This window comes from Flavobacterium sp. ASV13 (genome assembly GCF_000745775.1).
Taxonomy (GTDB): domain Bacteria; phylum Bacteroidota; class Bacteroidia; order Flavobacteriales; family Flavobacteriaceae; genus Flavobacterium.
On record NZ_KN050752.1, the window covers coordinates 210,139 to 230,137 of the forward strand.

Genomic DNA, 19,999 nt, shown 5'->3' on the forward strand with positions numbered 1-19,999 from the left:
AAAGTTATCGGTTTTTTTTTATGATTTAAAGTTTATGCTTTAAATTTTCTAAAGGATTGAATCATTTCATAGATTCCAAAAGCTATAAATATTTTTCCCAAAATGAAAATTAACCAACTAAAAGGATTGGTAAGATAAATCCTATCTGTTTCTAAGGGATTGTAAAAATCAGTTATCAATAAAAATCTAAAAAAACCAGAAATTAATCTTTCCCAATTCTCATAGTTTGATAAGTCAAGTATATAATTTCGATTTTCAAAAATGTAAAGCAATAGATAAAATAAAAAACCAACAACGATTATAAATCTTAGCCCTTTTCTCCAGCTATTTCCAAAATCTGTTGAAATTTTAGATAGAAATAAAATTGATTTATCAATAAATCCTGAGTTCCAATTCCAATTTAACTCATTATAATGTGCCGCTAGCTCATAACTTCTAAAACGGTTATAATCAATGCGGTTTTCAGATTTTTGCAGTTCTTGTTTAATTGTTCTTATCGTTCTTTTTTGACAGTCACCAATGTTTTTAATTTTTATATCATCAAATAGAGCTCCTTTTTCAAAAACTGTTCGATCAATAAAAATTATATCAAAGGAAGTGTCTTGTAAAGAAACTATTTTTTTAAATTCAACATCGTCAAGTCTAAAGCGGGAGGACTTTGTGCCGTTAAATTGAACAACTTGTTCAAAAGAACAATTTTCGAAATTTATTCTTCCTGATGTATTACCTCTGACATAATGAAATAGTGAAGTTTTATAGAATTTGGAATTTATAAAATTAATTTTCCGGATAATAATGGATGTAAAATCTACTTTATTAAATTGACAATCATGAAAGGCACAGTTTGTTTTGATTTCCATTCTTTCAAAAGTTGTTTGTATGATAAAATTTGTTTCGTCAAATTTTACAGTATCAAATGTAGAGTTCTCAAAAGTTATGATTTTGTTTTTACTTTCAAAATCGTTAGTACCTAACGTATTATTTGAAAAATCAAATTCCCCATTTGTATGATTCAAATAATCTAATTCAATTCTTTCGTCAATAATTAAATTGCAGATTGAAATATTACCAGATAGTATATTTTCTTTTTTTTCTTGTATATCATTATTTCTGAAAAAGAAATTTTTATAATGACCACCATTTATATCAATATATTTACTTGATTTATTATCTCTAAAACCTAATCTGTTAAAACTACAGTCTTTAATTGCAATTGAAACATGAAAAGTACAGTTAAAAAATCCAAGATAGAAATCACTTACTGTTACGTCTTCAAATTCTAAATGAGTTCCTATGAATATACAATCATCAAATGTAAGATTTTGAATGAATAACAATGAGTTTCCAGTAATGAAAGTGCCATTACCTGATATTTGAATAGTTTCTCCAATAAATTCTGATTTGCCATCAGAAATTTGTTTTTCAAGATCTGTAATTGTCATATTATATTTGGTTTATGTAAATATATATACAATTAATAAACAAAAAACCCGATAACTTTTGTTATCGGGTTTTTTTATAATCTTGTTTCTTGATTCTTTCTTCTAAAGCTTAGTCGTTAAGTTTCAAAACAGCCATAAACGCCTCTTGTGGAATCTCAACATTTCCTACCTGACGCATACGTTTTTTACCTTTTTTCTGTTTTTCAAGAAGTTTACGCTTACGCGAAATATCTCCACCATAACATTTTGCGGTAACGTCTTTACGAAGTGCTTTAATCGTTTCACGCGCAATAATTTTAGCTCCAATTGCAGCCTGAATCGGAATATCGAATTGCTGTCTTGGGATTAACTCACGTAATTTCTCGGTCATTTTTTTACCGATGTTGTACGCATTGTCTTCGTGAATCAATGCAGAAAGTGCATCGACAGTTTGTGCATTCAAAAGAACGTCCAATTTAACTAATTTCGAAGTTCTCATTCCGATTGGAGAATAATCGAAAGAAGCATAACCTTTAGAAACGGTTTTCAAACGGTCATAAAAATCGAATACAATTTCCGCCAATGGCATGTCAAAATTTAATTCAACACGTTCTGTTGTTAAGTATGTTTGGTTGGTAATTAAACCGCGTTTTTCGATACATAAACTCATTACGTTTCCAACAAAGTCAGATTTTGTAATGATAGTTGCTTTGATAAAAGGCTCTTCAACTCTGTCTAGTTTTGAAGGTTCTGGTAAATCTGAAGGGTTGTTTACAACTAATGGCGTTTCTGGATGTTTTTTGGTGTAAGCCAAATACGAAACGTTAGGAACTGTAGTAATTACAGTCATGTCGAACTCACGCTCTAAACGTTCCTGAATAATTTCCATGTGAAGCATTCCTAAGAATCCGCAACGGAAACCAAATCCTAATGCCGCAGAACTTTCAGGAGCAAAAACCAACGAAGCATCATTCAATTGTAATTTCTCCATTGATGAACGCAAATCTTCGTAATCTTCAGTATCAACTGGGTAAATTCCGGCAAATACCATTGGTTTTACATCCTCAAAACCAGTAATCATATTCGTAGTCGGCACTTTTGCATCTGTAATTGTATCACCAACTTTTACTTCGCGTGCTTCTTTAATTCCTGAAATCAAATATCCAACATCTCCTGCAGAAACCACATTTTTAGGAACTTGGTTTAGTTTTAAAGTTCCAATTTCGTCAGCAAAATATTCATTGTCCGTAGCCATGAATTTAATTTTTTGCCCTTTTTTGATTTCGCCATTTACAACTCTAAAGATAACTTCGATTCCACGAAACGGGTTATATACCGAGTCAAAAATCAAAGCCTGTAATGGTTCATCAGGATTTCCTTTTGGAGCTGGAATTTTTTCGATAATGGCAGCCAAAATATTTTCAACACCAAAACCTGTTTTTCCAGAAGCGTGAATAATATCTTCTAATTTACATCCAAGTAAATCAATAATATCGTCACTAACTTCTTCTGGATTAGCACTTGGTAAATCGACTTTATTCAAAACCGGAATAATTTCCAAGTCATTTTCTAAAGCCAAATATAAGTTCGAAATAGTTTGTGCCTGAATACTTTGAGCAGCATCAACAATCAAAAGCGCACCTTCGCAGGCAGCGATTGATCTTGAAACTTCGTATGAAAAGTCAACGTGACCAGGAGTATCAATTAAATTTAAAATATATTCTTCCCCTTTGTAGGTATATTCCATTTGTATGGCGTGACTTTTTATGGTAATTCCACGCTCGCGCTCCAGATCCATGTTGTCAAGCAATTGTGCTTTTTCTTCACGAGCTGTAACGGTTTGTGTAGCGCCCAATAATCGGTCTGCCAGTGTACTTTTACCGTGGTCAATGTGTGCAATAATGCAAAAGTTACGTATCTTCTTCATTTTAATATATCAGTTCTCTAATCGAGTTTAAGTCTTTTTTTGGGTATAAATTGCACTGCAGCAATTGCTTTAGAGCATGTTATTAAGGCGCAAAGATAGCGCAAAGTTTTGGATTCTGAAATGTAGTTGCCCGATAGTTGGCAACTGAGATTCAAAAGAAACGCTAAAATTCAAAATTAAATCCTTTTTCAGTCAGTTTTTTGTAAATATCAGGGTCAAATTTATAGAGTTTTGCAGCTCTGTGCGAAACATCTTGTTGTTTTTCGTCGAGTGCAACGAGGAGTTTCATGTGGAGAATTTTTCGGCGGAAATTCGATTTGTCCAATTCAATTCCGAGAATTTCTTCATAAAGATGCATTAACTGCAACAAAGTGAATTTTTCAGGCAAAAGATTAAAACCAATGGGCGCCTGACGTACGCGGTTTCGAAGTTGCAGTAAACTAAAATCCAGAATTTCGTTGTGGTCAAAAATCAAATCTGGAATCTCATTGATTTTGTACCATTTTGCTTCAATTACCGTTTGACTTGCTTTGATATTATAGTCTTCACGATTTACCAAAGTATAATAGCCAATAGTTACAACACGTCGTTCGCTGACACGATTTGGATTTGTAAAAGCTTTCAGCTGCTCTAAGTAGATGTTGTCGAGTGTTGTAAGTTCATACACAATTCGCTGTGCGGCCTCATCAGCGCTTTCCTCTTTTTTAAGATAACCTCCAAGCAAACCCCATTTTCCAATACTTTCCCCTTCGGCATGCTGCACTAAAAGTATTTCCAAATTAGCTTTATTGAATCCAAAAATAACGCAGTCAATCGTAATGCCATCAATGGCTGTATTGCTGTCTGGTTTTTCGAGTTTTCTAGGAGAAGGAAATGTCATTTTTGTCTTTATAAACGGTGTTTAAAATTCGAAATTAACCCTCTATTAGGTTATTTTATTGTCAATCTTAGGTTCAAATTTATGCAAATTAAAAGAAAAATAGATATGATATTTTGCCAAAATAGAAAATTAGCACTATACTTGTAGTCTATTTAACCATAAGGTGTTATTAATTTAATTTTGAAATTTAATTAGTACGCTTGTTGGATTAGCTTCAGCATCATTGTATTTATAAGAAATGAAAGCCGAGTTGGAAAAGATCATCTTTGAATGGTTTTCTACTATAAACCAAGGCTTTAATTACTTAAATATGTAAAACTAACCGGTAGGAGATTGATACAGTCACAGAATGGTATGTTTATATTTGTTTTTCAAAAATTTTCAAAAAATTATATCTAAATGAAAAATAAAAGAAAATATTTAAGCGGTAAACTGGCATTCTTAATGCTGGCAGTAATTACATTATTCAGTTCATGCAAGAAAAATGAAGAGGCCTTCAGCAGCCGAAAAGTTTCTTTTAATTCTGATTGGAGTTTTCACCTCAATGACAGCATTGTTGATAAAGATACCATTGGCGCTTCAACAAAATGGAGAACGTTAAATGTTCCGCACGATTGGAGCATCGAAGGAAAATTTGATGAAAAAAGCCCAGCCGGATATGGCGGAGGTTCTTTAACTGGAGGATTAGGCTGGTACAAAAAAACATTTAAAGTTGCTGCAGAAGACAGTACAAAAATAACTTCAATCACTTTTGACGGCGTTTACAAAAACAGTGAAATCTGGATAAACGGACATTATTTAGGAAAACGTCCAAATGGATATATTGGATTTCAATATCAAATTTCTCAATATCTAAATTATGGAGAAAAAGAAAATGAAATAATTGTAAAAGTTGACAATTCAAAACAACCCAATTCACGCTGGTATTCGGGTTCAGGAATTTTTAGAAATGTCTGGATCGAAACGACAGATAAATTACACGTTGCACAATGGGGAACTTATGTTACAACACCAAAAGTTACTGCTGAAAAGGCTTCAGTTAATTTTGAAACTACTATTCAGAATCAAAATTCGGATTCAAAAAAAGCAGTTGTAACGACATCAATTTATAAAGAAGATACAAAAGTAACATCGGTTACTCAAAATATAACAATTGGAGCAAACGCCAATTCGATAATTAAACAATCTGCAGAAATTGAAACTCCGATTTTATGGTCAGTTGACAAACCAGAATTGTATACGGCAGTTACGGAAATTTCGCTTGACGATAAAATTGTAGATCAATACAAAACTAATTTCGGAATCAGAGAATTTAAATTTGATCTTGAAAAAGGTTTTATTTTAAACGGAAAGCAAGTTAAGATTAAAGGAGTTTGTATGCATCACGATTTGGGACCGTTGGGTTCTGCAATCAACACGCGTGCAATCGAACGACAGCTTGAAATTCTGAAAGAAATGGGAGTTAATGGAATCAGAACTTCTCACAATCCTCCCGCTCCAGAGCTTTTAGACTTATGCGATAAAATGGGTTTCATTGTTATGGATGAAGCTTTTGATATGTGGAAAACAAATAAAACGAAATACGACTACACAAACGATTGGGAAAAATGGCATAAAAAAGATTTGATTGACCAATTGCTTCGTGATCGTAATCATGCAAGTGTTTTTATTTGGAGCATTGGAAATGAAATTCCGGATCAATGGAGTGAAACCGGAGTACAGATTGCAAAAGAATTGGCCGGCATTGTACGCGATTATGATAAAACTCGTCCGCTTACTGCAGCGATGAATCCGCCGGTTAATATGAATATCGATGAAGTAACGCTTCAGTTTGAAAAAAAGAATGTTCAGGTTAACCCAATTGCAGCTTCTGGAGTTTTAGATTTAATCGGATATAATTATGCGCATCAAACGTATGAACATCATAAAGAATACTTCCCAAAAACACCTTTTATTGCAACTGAAACAACTTCAGGATTGGAGACTCGTGGTTATTATGACAATGTTTCGGATGTAGTAAAAAAATGGCCAGTAAGATGGGATCTTAAGTTTACTGATGGAAATCCGGGCAATACAGTTTCTGCTTACGATCAGGTTCAGGCGCCATGGGGTTCTACGCATGAAGCAACATGGAAAGTGATTAAAAAACATGATTACTTATCTGGAATGTACATTTGGACAGGTTTTGATTATATCGGAGAACCAACTCCATACGAATGGCCATCGGTAAGTTCATATTTCGGAATTGTAGATTTGGCCGGTTTCCCGAAAGACGTTTATTATATGTACCAAAGTGAATGGACAGACAAAACCGTACTTCACATTTTTCCACATTGGAACTGGAAAGCGGGACAAACTGTCGATGTTTGGGCTTATTATAATAAAGCAGATGAGGTTGAACTTTTCTTAAACGGAAAATCTGTTGGAATCAGAAGCAAAAAAGGAGACGACTTGCACGTAATGTGGAGAATTCCTTATCAGGCCGGAACATTAAAAGCAGTTTCTCGTAAAAACGGAAAAACAGTTTTAGAAACCGAAATCAAAACAGCCGGAAATCCTGAAAATTTAAAATTGACTGCAGACAGGAGCACCATTAAAGCAGATGGAAATGATTTGTCATTTGTAACAGTAGATATTTTAGATGCAAACGGAACTTTGGCTCCAAATGCAAATAATGAAATCAATTTCTCTTTAAAAGGAAACGGAAAAATAGTAGGCGTTTGCAGCGGTGATCCGGTAAGTCACGAGTCGTATAAAGGTTCAAAACATACTGCTCTTAACGGAAAATGTTTAGTGATCGTTCAATCGGATACTAAATCGGGAAGATTGGAATTAACGGCTAAAGCAAATGGATTAAAATCAGCAACAATTGTAATTACTGCAGAATAAAATATGAGTAGCGAATATTAAAAATAAGTTTTTATTGAGTTTTAAATCGGGCGGAAGCCTAATTCCGTCCGATTTATTAAAAAACAAAAAAATATCATGAAAAAACACCTAATTCTTCCCGTTTTATTGCTTTCAGTTTCGATTGGATACAGTCAGAATAAGAAAGACGCTTATGAATTGGCATCACCAAACGGACAAAATAAAATCAAATTTGAGTTGGTACAAAATGCTCCAAAATATGCCGTTTCTCATGGGAAGACAGAAGTGATTGCGTCATCAGATATGGGATTTGTTTTAAAAGGAAATGAAAACCTAAGCTCAAATTTTGAAATAAAAGGAACTAAAACTTCGACTTTTGACGAAACTTGGGAACAAGTTTGGGGAGAAAAGAAAAATATTAGAAATCACTACAATCAATTAGTAGTCGATTTACAGCAAAAAACAGGAAACAAAAGAAAATTACAAATTCAGTTTAGAGCTTTCGATGACGGAGTTGCATTTCGATATGTTTATCCAAAACAAAATGTAAAAGACAGTATTTTCATCATGGATGAAAAAACGACTTTTAATTTAAAAGAAGATGGAAAAGCGTGGTGGATTCCGGCAAACAGGGAAAACCGTGACGAATATCTTTTTAAAGATGCTCCGGTAAGTACTTTGGATACCGTTTTGACTCCCTTAACAATTGAGAGTAAAAGTGGTTTGGCCTTAAGTTTTCACGAAGCAAATTTGGTAGATTTTGCCAGTATGACTTTGGTAAATAATAAAGGAACAGAATTAAAATCAGATTTAGTGCCGTGGGCTGATGGTGTAAAAGTTCGTGTGAAAGATTCGTTTACTTCTTCCTGGAGAACTATTCAAATTGGAGAAAATCCGGGAGAATTGATTACTTCATATTTGGTTTTGAATCTAAATGAACCAAATAAATTAAAAAACACAAACAGCTATTTTAAACCGTATAAATATTTAGGAATTTGGTGGGGAATGCACATCGGAAAATACACTTTTTGGGAAAGTGAAAAACAAGGCGCAACAACCAAACATGCCGAAGAATATATCGATTTTACTGCTAAAGAAGGTTTCCATCATTTATTGATCGAAGGCTGGAACAAAGGCTGGACGCCGGGTTGGTATGAAAACCGAATGCATATGTTCAGTTTCACCAAAACCGCAGATAATTTCGATTTAGAAAAAGTCGTGGAATACGGAAAGAAAAACAATATTGAATTAATTGGCTATCATGAAACAGGTTCAAACTTAATCAACTATTTAAAACAAGTTGACGATGGTTTTGAATTATACAAAAAACTCGGAATTCATACCGTAAAAATTGGCCACGTCGGCTCTAAATTAAATATGAAACAAATGCACTTTGGGCAATTTGGAGTAAATTATTTCAGATATATTTTAGAAAAAGCAGCACAATATAATTTAGCAGTTTTATATCACGAATCAATAAAAGATACCGGAGAACGTAGAACTTATCCAAACATGGTTTCAAGAGAAGCAGCACGCGGACAAGAATATAACGCCTGGAGCGAAGGAAATCCGCCAAACCATTTGACGATTATTCCGTTTACAAGATTGCTTTCAGGCCCAATGGATTTTACGCCTGGAATTTTTGATGTTGAGGTAAAACAAGGTTATCCGGGAAAAAGAATTCAGGGAACAGTTGGGCAGCAGTTGGCATTGTATGTAACAATTTATTCTCCAATTCAAATGTTGGCTGATCTTCCAGAAAATTACGAAGGAAAACCGGCTTTACAATTCTTAAAAGATGTTCCAACAGATTGGGAAGACACTAAAATCCTAGAAGGAAAAATTGGTGAATATATCACAACAGCAAGAAAAGATAGAAACAGCGCCGATTGGTACTTAGGAGCTTTGACAAATGAAAAACCAAGAGAGCTCGAAATTTCACTTTCTTTCTTAGATTCTAATGCAAATTACGAGGCACAAATTTATGCTGATGCCGAAAAAACTGATCAAAAACACAACCCGGAAGCCGTTGCAATTTCAAAGAAGGCAGTAAAAGCTTCAGATGTTCTGAAATTACATTTAGGCGGAGCTGGTGGCGCGGCAGTAAGATTCAAGAAATTATAATTATTTTAGATTTTAAAAAAACATAACTATCAAAAACTAAAAACCACAATCAATGAAAAACAAAATGATATACCTGTCGGCAGCTCTGGCTTTTGTATTATTTGCTTCTTGTAAAAATGATGCAAAAACAGCTACCTCAGAGAATGCACAGACAGAAGAATATAAAGGAAAAGAAATCGGGTCAGAACACGATGCCGAAATAGATAAATTAGTTTCTCAAATAACACTTGAGGAAAAAGTCGGAATGCTACACGGAAACAGTATGTTCAGTACTGGAGCTGTTGAACGCTTAGGTATTCCGGAATTAAAAATGGCCGATGGTCCACTTGGAGTTCGTGAGGAAATCTCTAGAGACAGCTGGGCACCAGCCGGACTAACAAATGATTTTGCAACTTATTATCCTGCGGGAGGCGGTTTGGCTGCAACTTGGAATGCTGAAATGGCGCATACTTTCGGAAATAGTTTGGGAGAAGAATTGCGCGCAAGAGATAAAGACATGTTGCTTTCGCCAGCCATCAATATGGTTAGAACGCCACTTGGAGGAAGAACATATGAATACATGTCCGAAGATCCGTTTTTGAATAAGAAAATTGCTGTGCCTTTGATTGTTGGACTTCAGGAAAAAGATGTAATGGCTTGCGTAAAACATTATGCAGCAAACAATCAGGAAACAAATCGCGATTTTGTAGATGTTCAAATTGATGAAAGAACGCTTCGCGAAATTTATCTTCCTGCGTTTGAAGCTTCAGTAAAAGAAGCAAAATCGTATGCAATAATGGGCGCTTACAATAAATTGAGAGGCGAATATTTATGTGAAAACGATTATATGCTAAATAAAATTCTTCGTGATGAATGGGGATTTAAAGGCGTTGTCGTTTCTGATTGGGCTGCGGTGCATTCAACGGTAAAATCTCTAAAAAGTGGACTCGATATTGAAATGGGAACACCAAAACCATTCAACGAATTTTTCCTGGCAGATAAATTAATTGCGGCAGTAAAGGCAGGCGAGATCTCAGAAACTGAAATTGATTTGCATGTAAAACGCATTTTAAGAGTTTTATTCCAAGTAAAAGCAATGGGCGGAGGCGAACGAGCTAAAGGAAGTATTGCAACAGAAGCGCATTACCAAGATGCTTACAAAATTGCTGCTGAAGATATTGTATTATTGAAAAACAGCAATAATGCTTTACCATTAAAACTTGATGGTGTTAAATCTATTGCTGTAATTGGAAACAATGCAGTGAAGAAAAATTCTTTAGGCGGTTTTGGTGCCGGAGTAAAAACAAAAAGAGAAGTTACGCCACTCGAAGGTTTAAAAAACAGATTGCCTTCTTCAATAAAAATCAATTATGCTGAAGGTTATTTAGAACGTTATGACGAAAAAAATAAAGGAAAATTAGGCGATATTACATTAAACGGTCCGGTAACTATTGACGAATTAGATCCAGCAAAAGTGCAAGAAGCTGTTGAAGCAGCTAAAAAATCGGATGTTGCGGTGATTTTTGCAGGTTCAAATCGTGATTATGAAACTGAAGCTTCTGACAGAAGAACTTTGAAATTGCCTTTTGGACAGGAAGAATTAATTAAAAAAGTATTGGCTGTAAATCCGAGAACTATTGTAGTTATGATTGCCGGCGCTCCATTTGATATTGATGAAGTAACTAAAAAATCGCCTGCTGTGGTTTGGAGCTGGTTTAATGGTTCTGAAGGAGGAAATGCTTTAGCCGATGTTATTTTAGGAAAAGTAAATCCGTCAGGAAAACTGCCTTGGACAATGCCTAAAAATATTATGGATTCGCCAGCGCACGCTACAAAAAGTTTTCCAGGTGGAAAATCGGTTAATTATGCCGAAGGAATTTTGATCGGATACCGTTGGTTTGATACTAAAAATATTGCACCGTTATTTCCTTTTGGTTACGGATTATCATATACCACTTTTGCTTTAGAAAATGGAAAAACAGACAAAACTTCATATGCTTCAAACGAAATTATTTCTGTTTCTGTTGATGTAAAAAATACCGGAAAAGTTGATGGAAAAGAAGTGGTTCAGGTATATTCTTCAAAAGCAGATTCTAAAGTAACTCGTGCTTCAAAAGAGTTAAAAGGTTTCAAAAAAGTATTGGTAAAATCAGGAAGTTCAGAAACGGTTACAATCCAAATTCCGGTAAAAGAATTAGCCTATTATGATGTTTCAGCAAAAAAATGGACAGTTGAGCCAGGAAAATATACGCTGAAAATCGGAAATTCATCAAGAGATATCAAAACTGAGATTGCTATAACAATTCAGTAAGAAGAAAACATTAAATTTACCATATAAGGAATATAAGTGAATTAAGTTCAGCCTCACGGTTAGCTTAACTTTACTTATATTCCTTATATGGTTTACTATTTTATATTAGAAAAAATGAAAAAAATCACAGTCTTTTTTTTACTTCTATGTGGCATAATGGCAAACGCCAATGTAAAAATGCCTCTACTATTTTCAGACGGAATGGTATTGCAACGCAATAAAGCAATTCCGATTTGGGGTTTTGCTGATGCCAATGAAAAAGTAGAAATTCATTTCAATAAACAAATCAAAAAGACGCAGGCCGATAAAAACGGAAAATGGACTGTCAATTTAGATGCTGAAAAAGCCGGCGGACCTTTTGAGCTTGTTATTATCGGAAAAAATAAAATCACGATTAAAAATGTTTTAGTTGGAGAAGTTTGGGTTTGCAGCGGACAATCGAATATGGAATTTCAGGTTTCTAAAACGATCAACGCCGAAAACGAAATGAATAATGCGGAGTATCCTATGATTCGTCATTTTGGTGTTGAGCGAGATTTTAGTGGAATACCAAAAGAGGATTTAAAAGCAGGAAAATGGGAAGTTTCAAGCAAAGAAACAGTTGGTAATTTCACTGCTGTCGGATTTTATTTTGCACGAAAATTATATTCGGAATTAAAAATCCCAATCGGAATTATCAATACATCTTGGGGTGGAACCAATGTTGAAACCTGGACAAGCCGTGAAGCATTCGAAAAAAGCCCTGAATTTAAAAACATGATTGCCGATGTTCCGGTTATGAATGTTGATTCTATTTCAAAATTGTACGCAAAACGTATGAATGAAAGAATTGAAAAAATTCAAGGAACTCCAGTTAGTACAGCAAATGAAAATACGTTCAAAGAACTTTCTTTTGACGATAATTCCTGGGGCGAATTAAACACGCCAAGCATATGGGAAAGTCAACATCTTGGCGATTTAGACGGAGTAGTTTGGATGCGAAAAACTATTACGCTTTCGGCAGAAGATATTAAAATTAAAGCAACGTTGAGTTTAGCGAAAATCGACGACGAAGATATTACATACGTAAACGGAATTGAAGTTGGGAAAAATTTTCAATATGATGCCAAACGTATTTATCAAATACCAGAAAATGTTTTAAAAGAAGGAAAAAATGTAATTGCCGTGAGAATTGTCGATAACGGCGGAGGCGGAGGTATTTATGGAGAATCGGAAAATCTAAAGTTAACTTTAGGAAGCAAAGTTATTCCGCTTGACGGAAAATGGAAATTTAGAGTAATTGTTGTAAAAACAGCTTTATCGCCAAATAGTTATCCGTCATTATTGTACAATGCAATGGTAAATCCGTTAATTCCTTATGCAATCGAGGGCGTTTTATGGTATCAGGGCGAAACTAATGTTTGGCGAGCAAATCAATACAAAAAAGCGTTTCCGTTACTGATTACAGACTGGAGAACAAAGTTCAAGCAAGGCGATTTTCCTTTTTACTTCGTTCAATTGTCAACTTTTGATGAATATGGAGGAAACAGTAAAAAAGGAAGCCGTTGGGCAGAACTTCGCGAAGCACAGTCTGAAACTTTAAAATTGAAAAATACCGGAATGGCGGTTACGACAGATATTGGAAATGCAAAAGACATTCACCCAACTAACAAACAAGATGTTGGACTTCGTTTGGCAGCAATTGCATTAAATAATGTTTACAGCAAAAAACAGGTTTTCAGCGGACCAACATATAAATCTCAGGAAATAAAAGGAAATCAAATTATCCTTACTTTCGATAATATCGGTAGCGGATTATCAACGCCAAATAACGATGAATTAAAAGGTTTCGAAATCGCCGGCGCAGACAAAGTTTTCCATTCCGCGAAAGCGATAATCAAAGACAACAAAATTATGGTTTCCAGCGATCAGGTTCAAAACCCTGTTGCGGTTCATTACGGCTGGGCAGACGACGATGCACAGATTAATCTTTACAATAAAGAAAAATTCCCTGCATCGCCTTTCAGAACTGATAATTGGGAAATGATTTCGGCAAATGAGGTATATAAAGTGAGTAAATAGTAATTAGTGAATAGTCATTAGTAAGTAAAAAAGTTTCTGGGCGTGATCCCGTTATCTTAACGGGACCGGGCTATCCGCTCCGCCGCGGCGGATTGCTCCTATCCCTCACGCGCATAAAATGTCTATAAATACAAATGAAAATTCCTCAGGAATGATTAATATTGTAGAAACTACACTTCTAACCAAAATGCAATCATGAATTCAAAACTCATAAAAAAAATATTCTTTATTTTACTTCTTACATTTTATGGCATAAATATTTCGGCGCAGTCCAATCATATTTTATGGTACAAACAGCCAGCCGAATTTTTTGAAGAAAGCCTTGTTTTAGGAAACGGAAAAATGGGAGCAACCGTTTTTGGTGGTGCGAATTCAGATAAAATTTATCTGAACGATATTACGCTTTGGTCGGGAGAACCTGTAAATGCTAATATGAATCCGGAAGCTTATAAAAACATTCCGGCAATTCGCGAAGCTTTAAAAAATGAAAATTATAAACTGGCCGAAGAATTAAATAAAAAAGTTCAAGGCAAAAACTCGGAATCGTATTCGCCTTTAGGAACATTAGAAATCAATAATTCCGAAAAAGGAAGTGCTGTAAATTATCATCGCGAACTTGATCTTTCAAATGCAATTTCAAAAGTAAGTTACGAAATGGCAGGCATAAAATATACACGCGAATATTTTGTGTCAGCGCCAGATCAAATCATGATAATCAAATTAACCGCCGATCAAAAAGGCGCTTTGAATTTTGACATTAATTTAAAAAGCCTTTTACAGTCAAATGTCGAAGTGAAAGGTAATATATTGGTAATGACAGGTTCTGCGCCAATTCATGAAAATGCAGGATATACTGTTTTGCCAAAATATGAAAGTGTAAAAGAAAGAGGAACAAGATTTACGACTTTGGTCCAAATCAAAAAAACCGACGGAAAAATTACAACTTCAAGAGAATCGTTGACTTTAAAAGATGCAACAGAAGCTATTATTTTTGTCTCTGTTGCAACTAGTTTTAATGGTTTTGACAAAAATCCTGCAGCTGAAGGTCAAGACGATATTACAAATGCATTGCAAAATTTGAACAAAGCATATGCAAAACCATTCGATAAAATAAAAGAATCTCATATTGCCGATTATCAAAAATTCTTCAATCGCGTCAATTTAGATTTAGGAAAAACCACAGCGCCAGACTTACCAACAGACGAACGTTTACTAAGATATTCAGAAGGGAAAGAAGATAAAAATCTCGAAATTTTGTATTTTAATTTCGGACGTTATTTGTTGATCAGTTCATCTCGAACAATTGGCGTTCCGGCAAATTTACAAGGACTTTGGAATCCTTATGTAAATCCGCCTTGGAGCAGCAATTATACAATGAACATTAATTTGGAAGAAAACTACTGGCTGGCAGAAAATACGAATCTTTCCGAAATGCATTTGCCTCTTTTAAGTTTTATAAAAAACCTTTCGGTAACAGGAAAAGTTACGGCAAAGACTTTTTATGGCATAAACGAGGGCTGGGCAGCTGCTCATAATTCAGATATTTGGGCAATGACCAATCCGGTTGGGCAATTTGGAAAAGAAGAACCTATGTGGGCGTGTTGGCCAATAGCTGGCGCATGGCTGAGTACGCATATTTGGGAACATTATACCTTTACGAAAGATGTAGCTTATCTGAAAAAAGAAGGTTATCCGTTAATGAAAGGTGCAGCCGAATTTTGTTTAAACTGGCTTGTGACGGATAAAAACGGAAATTTAATAACATCGCCATCTACTTCGCCAGAAAATCAATATAAGTTAGCAGATGGTTTTGTCGGAGCTACTTTATATGGAGGAACTGCTGATTTGGCTATGATTCGCGAATGTTTTGACAAAACTATAAAAGCTTCAAAAGTGCTGAATACAGATGCTGCTTTTAGAGAAAAATTAGAAAAAGCGCTTGAGAAATTTCATCCGTATCAAATTGGTAAAAAAGGAAATTTGCAAGAATGGTATTTTGATTGGGATGACAACGAGCCAAAACACCGTCATCAATCGCATTTATTCGGACTTTTTCCAGGAAATCATATTACGCCATTAAAAACACCAGATTTGGCCGAAGCGTCGAGAAAAACACTCGAAATAAAAGGCGACGAAACAACAGGTTGGTCAAAAGGTTGGAGAATTAATCTCTGGGCAAGACTTTGGGACGGAAATCGTGCTTATAAAATGTATCGTGAATTGCTGCGTTACGTAGATCCAGATAAAAAGAAAACCGATAAGCCAAGACGAGGAGGAGGAACATATCCTAATTTGTTCGATGCGCATCCGCCATTTCAAATTGACGGAAATTTTGGAGGTGCAGCAGCCGTTGCCGAAATGTTGGTTCAGTCTGATGAAAATGAGATTCGTTTGCTTCCTGCCTTGCCAGACGCTTGGGAAGAAGGCTCGGTAAAAGGAATTTGTGCAAGAGGCGGATTTGAAATTGAAATGAATTGGAGCAATAAAACGATTCAAAAATTGATCGTTTCTTCTAAAATCGGAGGAAAAACAACTTTGATTTTCGGAGATAAAAAGCAGGAAATCGTTTTGAAAAAAGGTGAAAAATTAGAAATCAAATTTTAATAAAACATTCATTTTATAGTTAAACCCGACAGGTTTTAAAAACCTGTCGGGTTTGTTTTTATGTTTAAAATATTATTCTAATTTATAACTATAACCAATCTGCAAATAAAAAGGAATCAAAGGTTCTGTTTTAAAATCTTCGTTCATGACTTTTCCAGCTCTTAAAGTCAAATCGCTTCGGGAAAAAGAATAACCACCCTGAATTCCGAAGTTGAAATTTCCTCCTGTTGTCGGTTCAAACCAGCCATTTTTCACATCGGGATAAACTTCTTTGTAAATATCAGAATGTTTAAAATGAGTTACGATTGCTGTGTCAAAACCAAATTCGCCTGCGACAAACCATTTTGGTTTATAATAACCAATTGTCGTTGAAGCATCGGCACCAAAATTCTGCAAAGTCACTAACGGATTTCCATATCGTCTGTAAATTCCGTGAATTGCTGCATTAAAACGGAAATTTTTAATTTGGAAAACATTTATTTGTCCCCCGATTTTCGTTTTAAAATCATCAAAAATAACTTCGCCAGAAGCAAAGGAAAACGAACTTTCTAGAATAATCGGCATTTTGGTTTTTAAATGATAACCGTAACTAAATCCGTAAACAAAACTATATTCCCAGCCTGTGTTTGCACTTAAAATATGTTTTTCATTGTTTTTGAGATTTTCCCAGTTAATGTTTTGAGCTTGTGAGAAGTTAGCGGTGAGAAGTGAAATGATAAAGGTTATAATTACTATTATTGCTTTCATGGCTGTTATTTTAATTCGTTTAAATACTTCAGGACAATTGGATGCACATTTTCCCATTTGAAATAAATCATTTCATGGCCGGTTCCTTTTACTTCTGAAATTTCTGAATTTGGGAAATAAGCGGCTTCTTTTTGGGCAAAACTTAAACCATAAGATTGATTTAATTCTCCGTATAAAAACAAAACTTTAGTAGTGTATTGCTTGAGGTTTGTGGTAAAATCAAAACCATCATTTTCGGCGATATCAGTGAAACTTTCTAAAACCGTTGTTCCGATTCTCCAAAAAGGCGACGGACCGGGAATGCCTTCTTTATTGCCTTTTGCATAAGAGAAACTTGAAGAAATTCCGAATTTATAATCCAGAATTTCATGCTGATTTTCTTTTCCGGTTAACAATTGATCAACGTATAAAAGATTGCTGGTAACTTCAGAAAAAATATTGATTTTGCGGCTCATTTCGCCATAATCATCCAAAAGTTGTTTGTTTAATCCACCTGGTTCAGCAAGAATTAATCCGTCGATTTTATCAGGATACGAATTGACATACGCCGCCCCCAACATTGCGCCCCAGGAATGTCCAAAAAGAAAAATTTTCTGATTAGGAGAAGTACGATAATATTTGATCACTTCAGTAAGATCATCTAAAACTAACTGAATCGAATAACTGTTTTTGTCATGTCTTTTTGATAATCCAGAACCGTGTTGATCGTAAAAAATCACATAATAGCCGTTGTTTGCAAGTTGCTGTACATTTAATCCGTTTCGGTAATCAGAACCGGGACCGCCGTGCAAAAAGACCAGCATTGGATTATTTGGATTGCCAAAAGTTTCTGCGTGAAGTTGTGTTCCATTAATAAAAATAGAAGGTAATGAAGAATCCTGATCGACTGTTTTTGGAACTAAATTTCCGACTCCGTCAATTTCATTGTCATTCTCGCATCCAAGAAAAAAGAAAATCGAAATGGCTATTACTGCTGAATATAACATCTTGTTTTTCATTGCATAATTTTTTAAAATTTTATGCAAAGATGTTGTTCAGACTAATGGTAGTCGCCCCAACTTGTAAGGTGGTTCTTTTTTTAAAGATGCTAAGTTACTAAGGCGCTAAGTTGCTAAGTTTTTTTGTGTTGAAATTTGCTTGCAAAGACATGAAGTTATTTTGCCACAGATTATTTGGATTAAAATGATTTAAAAATCTGTTTAAATCTGTGGAATCTGCGAGAAACAAAAAAACTTATTTTAAATATTCGGAAGGAGAAAGTCCGGTTGCTTTTTTAAAGTTTCGGTTAAAAGCTGTTTTTGAATTAAATCCGCATTCAAAAGCGATTGAAAGTAAAGTGAATTTTTGATTTTCGGGCAACAGAATTTGTTTTTTAAATTCTTCTACACGCTGCAAGTTAATGTAATCGTAAAAGTTTTTTTCTTCGGCAGAATTGATGACTTGAGAAAGAACATTCGAATGGATATTTAATTTTTGAGATAAATCGGCTAAAGTTAAATCGGGGTTTTTATAGAGTTTGTCATCAATCATAATCTGAGTTAATTTTTGATGCAAAAGTTGTAATTCAGAATTGGTCAAACTTGATTTTTCGTATTTTATTTTTTCAGATGAATTTTCAGTTTCGACATTTTCTACAGAAGAAATATTGGGAATTTTGTTTTCAGAAAAAGCCTGATTTGTGAAAATTCCAACTTGCTTTATCCCGAAATAGCCAATGAAAATCAGATAAAAAACAACAACCGAAAAAATATATTCATCATTAAATAAAATAACAACAAGCCAAATAATACTCGAACCAAGAATTAAATATTGAAGCCAGCGCAAATTAATTTTTTCAGTAGAAGAAAAAGCTTCTGAAATGTTTTTCCGATGTTTTGAAAGTTTCCGAAGTGAAAGTAAAGCATAAGTAATTCCAGAAATTAAAATGGCGCTGTATAAAATGAAAATCAGATTTTCATATCCTTTTCCTTCGTTTTGAAAAACCTTTAATTTCTCTTCAAAAGAAAGTTCAAAAAACGGAATGAGAATTAAGCAAGCGATTACAAAAGGCAAAAAATGCAAAAGATTGTATTTTTTATGCTGATTCTGATTTGTCAATGCCGAAGTATATAAAAACAAAAACGGCCCTTGCAGCAAAGGCATTGGCAATTCAAACCCTAATAAATAGGGAAATGAAGCAAAATCATTTTTATAATGCAGATAATATAGAAACAAGTGAAATCCGGTAAAAAACAGCCAAAAGGCCAAGATTTTATCAGCTTCGCTTTTATCTTTTTTGCTTGCCAGAATAACAACCAGAAAAAAGGTAATTATAATGCCCGTTAAGTACAACATGGTTTGGATTTTTGGTTAAAATCGGTTGTTGGAAATACGGAGCAAGATAAATTATTTCTCGCAAATATTTGAAAGTGAAATGTTTTCTAAATATTATTTAATATGCGAATTATTATTTTTCAGTTTCTGATGTTTCCTCCGTTTTTTTGTTGTTCTCTTTTTTAAAACTTTCGTACCATTTTTCGATTGAAGGATATACAAAAGCAGCCACTTTTTTCACCGGATTGTAAAAAATAGATTTGTCTAAAGTTTCTTGTTTGGCAAAAGTATTGTTGAAGTTTATTTTTTCGAATAAAGCGATAAAAATGCTCAGAATCAATATGGTTTTTAAAATTCTGAAAAATCCGCCGCCCAGTTTATTCATCCAGCCCAACATAGCGAAATCAGCTATTCCGGTTAATATTTTGGCTAAAAAGTAAACACCAATTACAACCAAAATAAAAGTTAGGATAAAAGCTGTAATTTGAATGTTTGTTGGATTCCATGAAACGTGCTTTGAAATCATTCCGGTCAATAATGACGAAAATTTAATCGCAAGATAAATTCCTAACAACAAAGAAATAAAAGAAGCAACTTCTACAAAAAGGCCATTTTTTATGCCTTTGTATAAACTGTAACATAAAAGTGCTCCTACTATAATATCAAAAAAACTCATGTTTGGTTTGGTGTTTAATGAGGCGCAAAGATATGTTTTTTTTGAGGTTCAGAGGTTCAAAGAAACAAAGCTTCAGGGGTTTTTTGTA

The 19,999-nt window shown here is 34.4% G+C and carries 12 protein-coding genes; 5 read left to right on the forward strand and 7 right to left on the reverse strand.

The annotated features are described in order from the left end of the window. Positions 1-32: 32 nt before the first annotated feature. From GQ47_RS21480 to GQ47_RS21490, 3 genes are all read right to left on the reverse strand, one after another. Positions 33-1,442, reverse strand: coding sequence for a pentapeptide repeat-containing protein (locus GQ47_RS21480; protein WP_035652954.1), 1,410 nt, complete (start codon positions 1,440-1,442; stop codon positions 33-35). Between the two features lie 109 nt (positions 1,443-1,551). After that, positions 1,552-3,348: a translation elongation factor 4 gene (lepA, locus tag GQ47_RS21485; RefSeq protein WP_035652957.1), complete on the reverse strand. Its 1,797-nt coding sequence runs from the start codon at positions 3,346-3,348 to the stop codon at positions 1,552-1,554. Positions 3,349-3,511: 163 nt separating this feature from the next. Then, a complete protein-coding gene (locus GQ47_RS21490) occupies positions 3,512-4,228 on the reverse strand; it encodes an NUDIX hydrolase (protein WP_035652960.1) in 717 nt (238 codons plus the stop codon). Between the two features lie 399 nt (positions 4,229-4,627). Between GQ47_RS21490 and GQ47_RS21495 the strand changes: the two genes are divergently transcribed. From GQ47_RS21495 to GQ47_RS21515, 5 genes are all read left to right on the forward strand, one after another. After that, complete coding sequence (locus GQ47_RS21495) at positions 4,628-7,117, forward strand: glycoside hydrolase family 2 TIM barrel-domain containing protein (protein ID WP_035652961.1); 2,490 nt, start codon at positions 4,628-4,630, stop codon at positions 7,115-7,117. A 96-nt stretch (positions 7,118-7,213) separates the two neighbouring features. Further along, positions 7,214-9,220, forward strand: a complete 2,007-nt coding sequence (locus GQ47_RS21500) for a glycoside hydrolase family 97 protein (RefSeq protein ID WP_035652963.1) — start codon at positions 7,214-7,216, stop codon at positions 9,218-9,220. A 52-nt stretch (positions 9,221-9,272) separates the two neighbouring features. Then, complete coding sequence (locus GQ47_RS21505; protein ID WP_035652965.1) at positions 9,273-11,510, forward strand: glycoside hydrolase family 3 C-terminal domain-containing protein; 2,238 nt, start codon at positions 9,273-9,275, stop codon at positions 11,508-11,510. Between the two features lie 114 nt (positions 11,511-11,624). Continuing rightward, the gene (locus tag GQ47_RS21510) at positions 11,625-13,571 is read left to right on the forward strand and encodes a sialate O-acetylesterase (RefSeq protein WP_035653521.1); all 1,947 of its coding nucleotides are present in this window, start codon (positions 11,625-11,627) and stop codon (positions 13,569-13,571) included. Positions 13,572-13,766: 195 nt separating this feature from the next. Further along, positions 13,767-16,175 carry a glycoside hydrolase family 95 protein gene (locus GQ47_RS21515; protein WP_035652967.1) on the forward strand — a complete coding sequence of 803 codons (2,409 nt, stop codon included), beginning with the start codon at positions 13,767-13,769 and terminating at the stop codon, positions 16,173-16,175. A gap of 72 nt (positions 16,176-16,247) precedes the next feature. On the opposite strand, the gene GQ47_RS21520 is transcribed toward GQ47_RS21515, so the two are convergent. The 4 genes from GQ47_RS21520 to GQ47_RS21535 all read right to left on the reverse strand — a co-directional run bounded on the left by GQ47_RS21520 (position 16,248) and on the right by GQ47_RS21535 (position 19,911). Beyond that, positions 16,248-16,922, reverse strand: coding sequence for a hypothetical protein (locus tag GQ47_RS21520; protein WP_035653522.1), 675 nt, complete (start codon positions 16,920-16,922; stop codon positions 16,248-16,250). Positions 16,923-16,927: 5 nt separating this feature from the next. After that, entirely contained in the window at positions 16,928-17,920 is a 993-nt protein-coding gene (locus tag GQ47_RS21525; RefSeq protein ID WP_035652969.1) for an alpha/beta fold hydrolase, read from the reverse strand. A gap of 235 nt (positions 17,921-18,155) precedes the next feature. Continuing rightward, positions 18,156-19,256 carry an AraC family transcriptional regulator gene (locus GQ47_RS21530; RefSeq protein ID WP_035652972.1) on the reverse strand — a complete coding sequence of 367 codons (1,101 nt, stop codon included), beginning with the start codon at positions 19,254-19,256 and terminating at the stop codon, positions 18,156-18,158. Positions 19,257-19,368: 112 nt separating this feature from the next. Then, entirely contained in the window at positions 19,369-19,911 is a 543-nt protein-coding gene (locus GQ47_RS21535; RefSeq protein WP_035652975.1) for a CvpA family protein, read from the reverse strand. Between the last annotated feature and the right edge of the window lie 88 nt (positions 19,912-19,999).

Bases quoted from the DNA above. Each gene is read 5' to 3' on its own strand.
- GQ47_RS21480 (WP_035652954.1), bottom strand. From the start codon at position 1,442: ATGACAATTACAGATCTTGAAAAACAAATTTCTGATGGCAAATCAGAA.
- lepA (WP_035652957.1), bottom strand. From the start codon at position 3,348: ATGAAGAAGATACGTAACTTTTGCATTATTGCACACATTGACCACGGT.
- GQ47_RS21490 (WP_035652960.1), bottom strand. From the start codon at position 4,228: ATGACATTTCCTTCTCCTAGAAAACTCGAAAAACCAGACAGCAATACA.
- GQ47_RS21495 (WP_035652961.1), top strand. From the start codon at position 4,628: ATGAAAAATAAAAGAAAATATTTAAGCGGTAAACTGGCATTCTTAATG.
- GQ47_RS21500 (WP_035652963.1), top strand. From the start codon at position 7,214: ATGAAAAAACACCTAATTCTTCCCGTTTTATTGCTTTCAGTTTCGATT.
- GQ47_RS21505 (WP_035652965.1), top strand. From the start codon at position 9,273: ATGAAAAACAAAATGATATACCTGTCGGCAGCTCTGGCTTTTGTATTA.
- GQ47_RS21510 (WP_035653521.1), top strand. From the start codon at position 11,625: ATGAAAAAAATCACAGTCTTTTTTTTACTTCTATGTGGCATAATGGCA.
- GQ47_RS21515 (WP_035652967.1), top strand. From the start codon at position 13,767: ATGAATTCAAAACTCATAAAAAAAATATTCTTTATTTTACTTCTTACA.
- GQ47_RS21520 (WP_035653522.1), bottom strand. From the start codon at position 16,922: ATGAAAGCAATAATAGTAATTATAACCTTTATCATTTCACTTCTCACC.
- GQ47_RS21525 (WP_035652969.1), bottom strand. From the start codon at position 17,920: ATGAAAAACAAGATGTTATATTCAGCAGTAATAGCCATTTCGATTTTC.
- GQ47_RS21530 (WP_035652972.1), bottom strand. From the start codon at position 19,256: ATGTTGTACTTAACGGGCATTATAATTACCTTTTTTCTGGTTGTTATT.
- GQ47_RS21535 (WP_035652975.1), bottom strand. From the start codon at position 19,911: ATGAGTTTTTTTGATATTATAGTAGGAGCACTTTTATGTTACAGTTTA.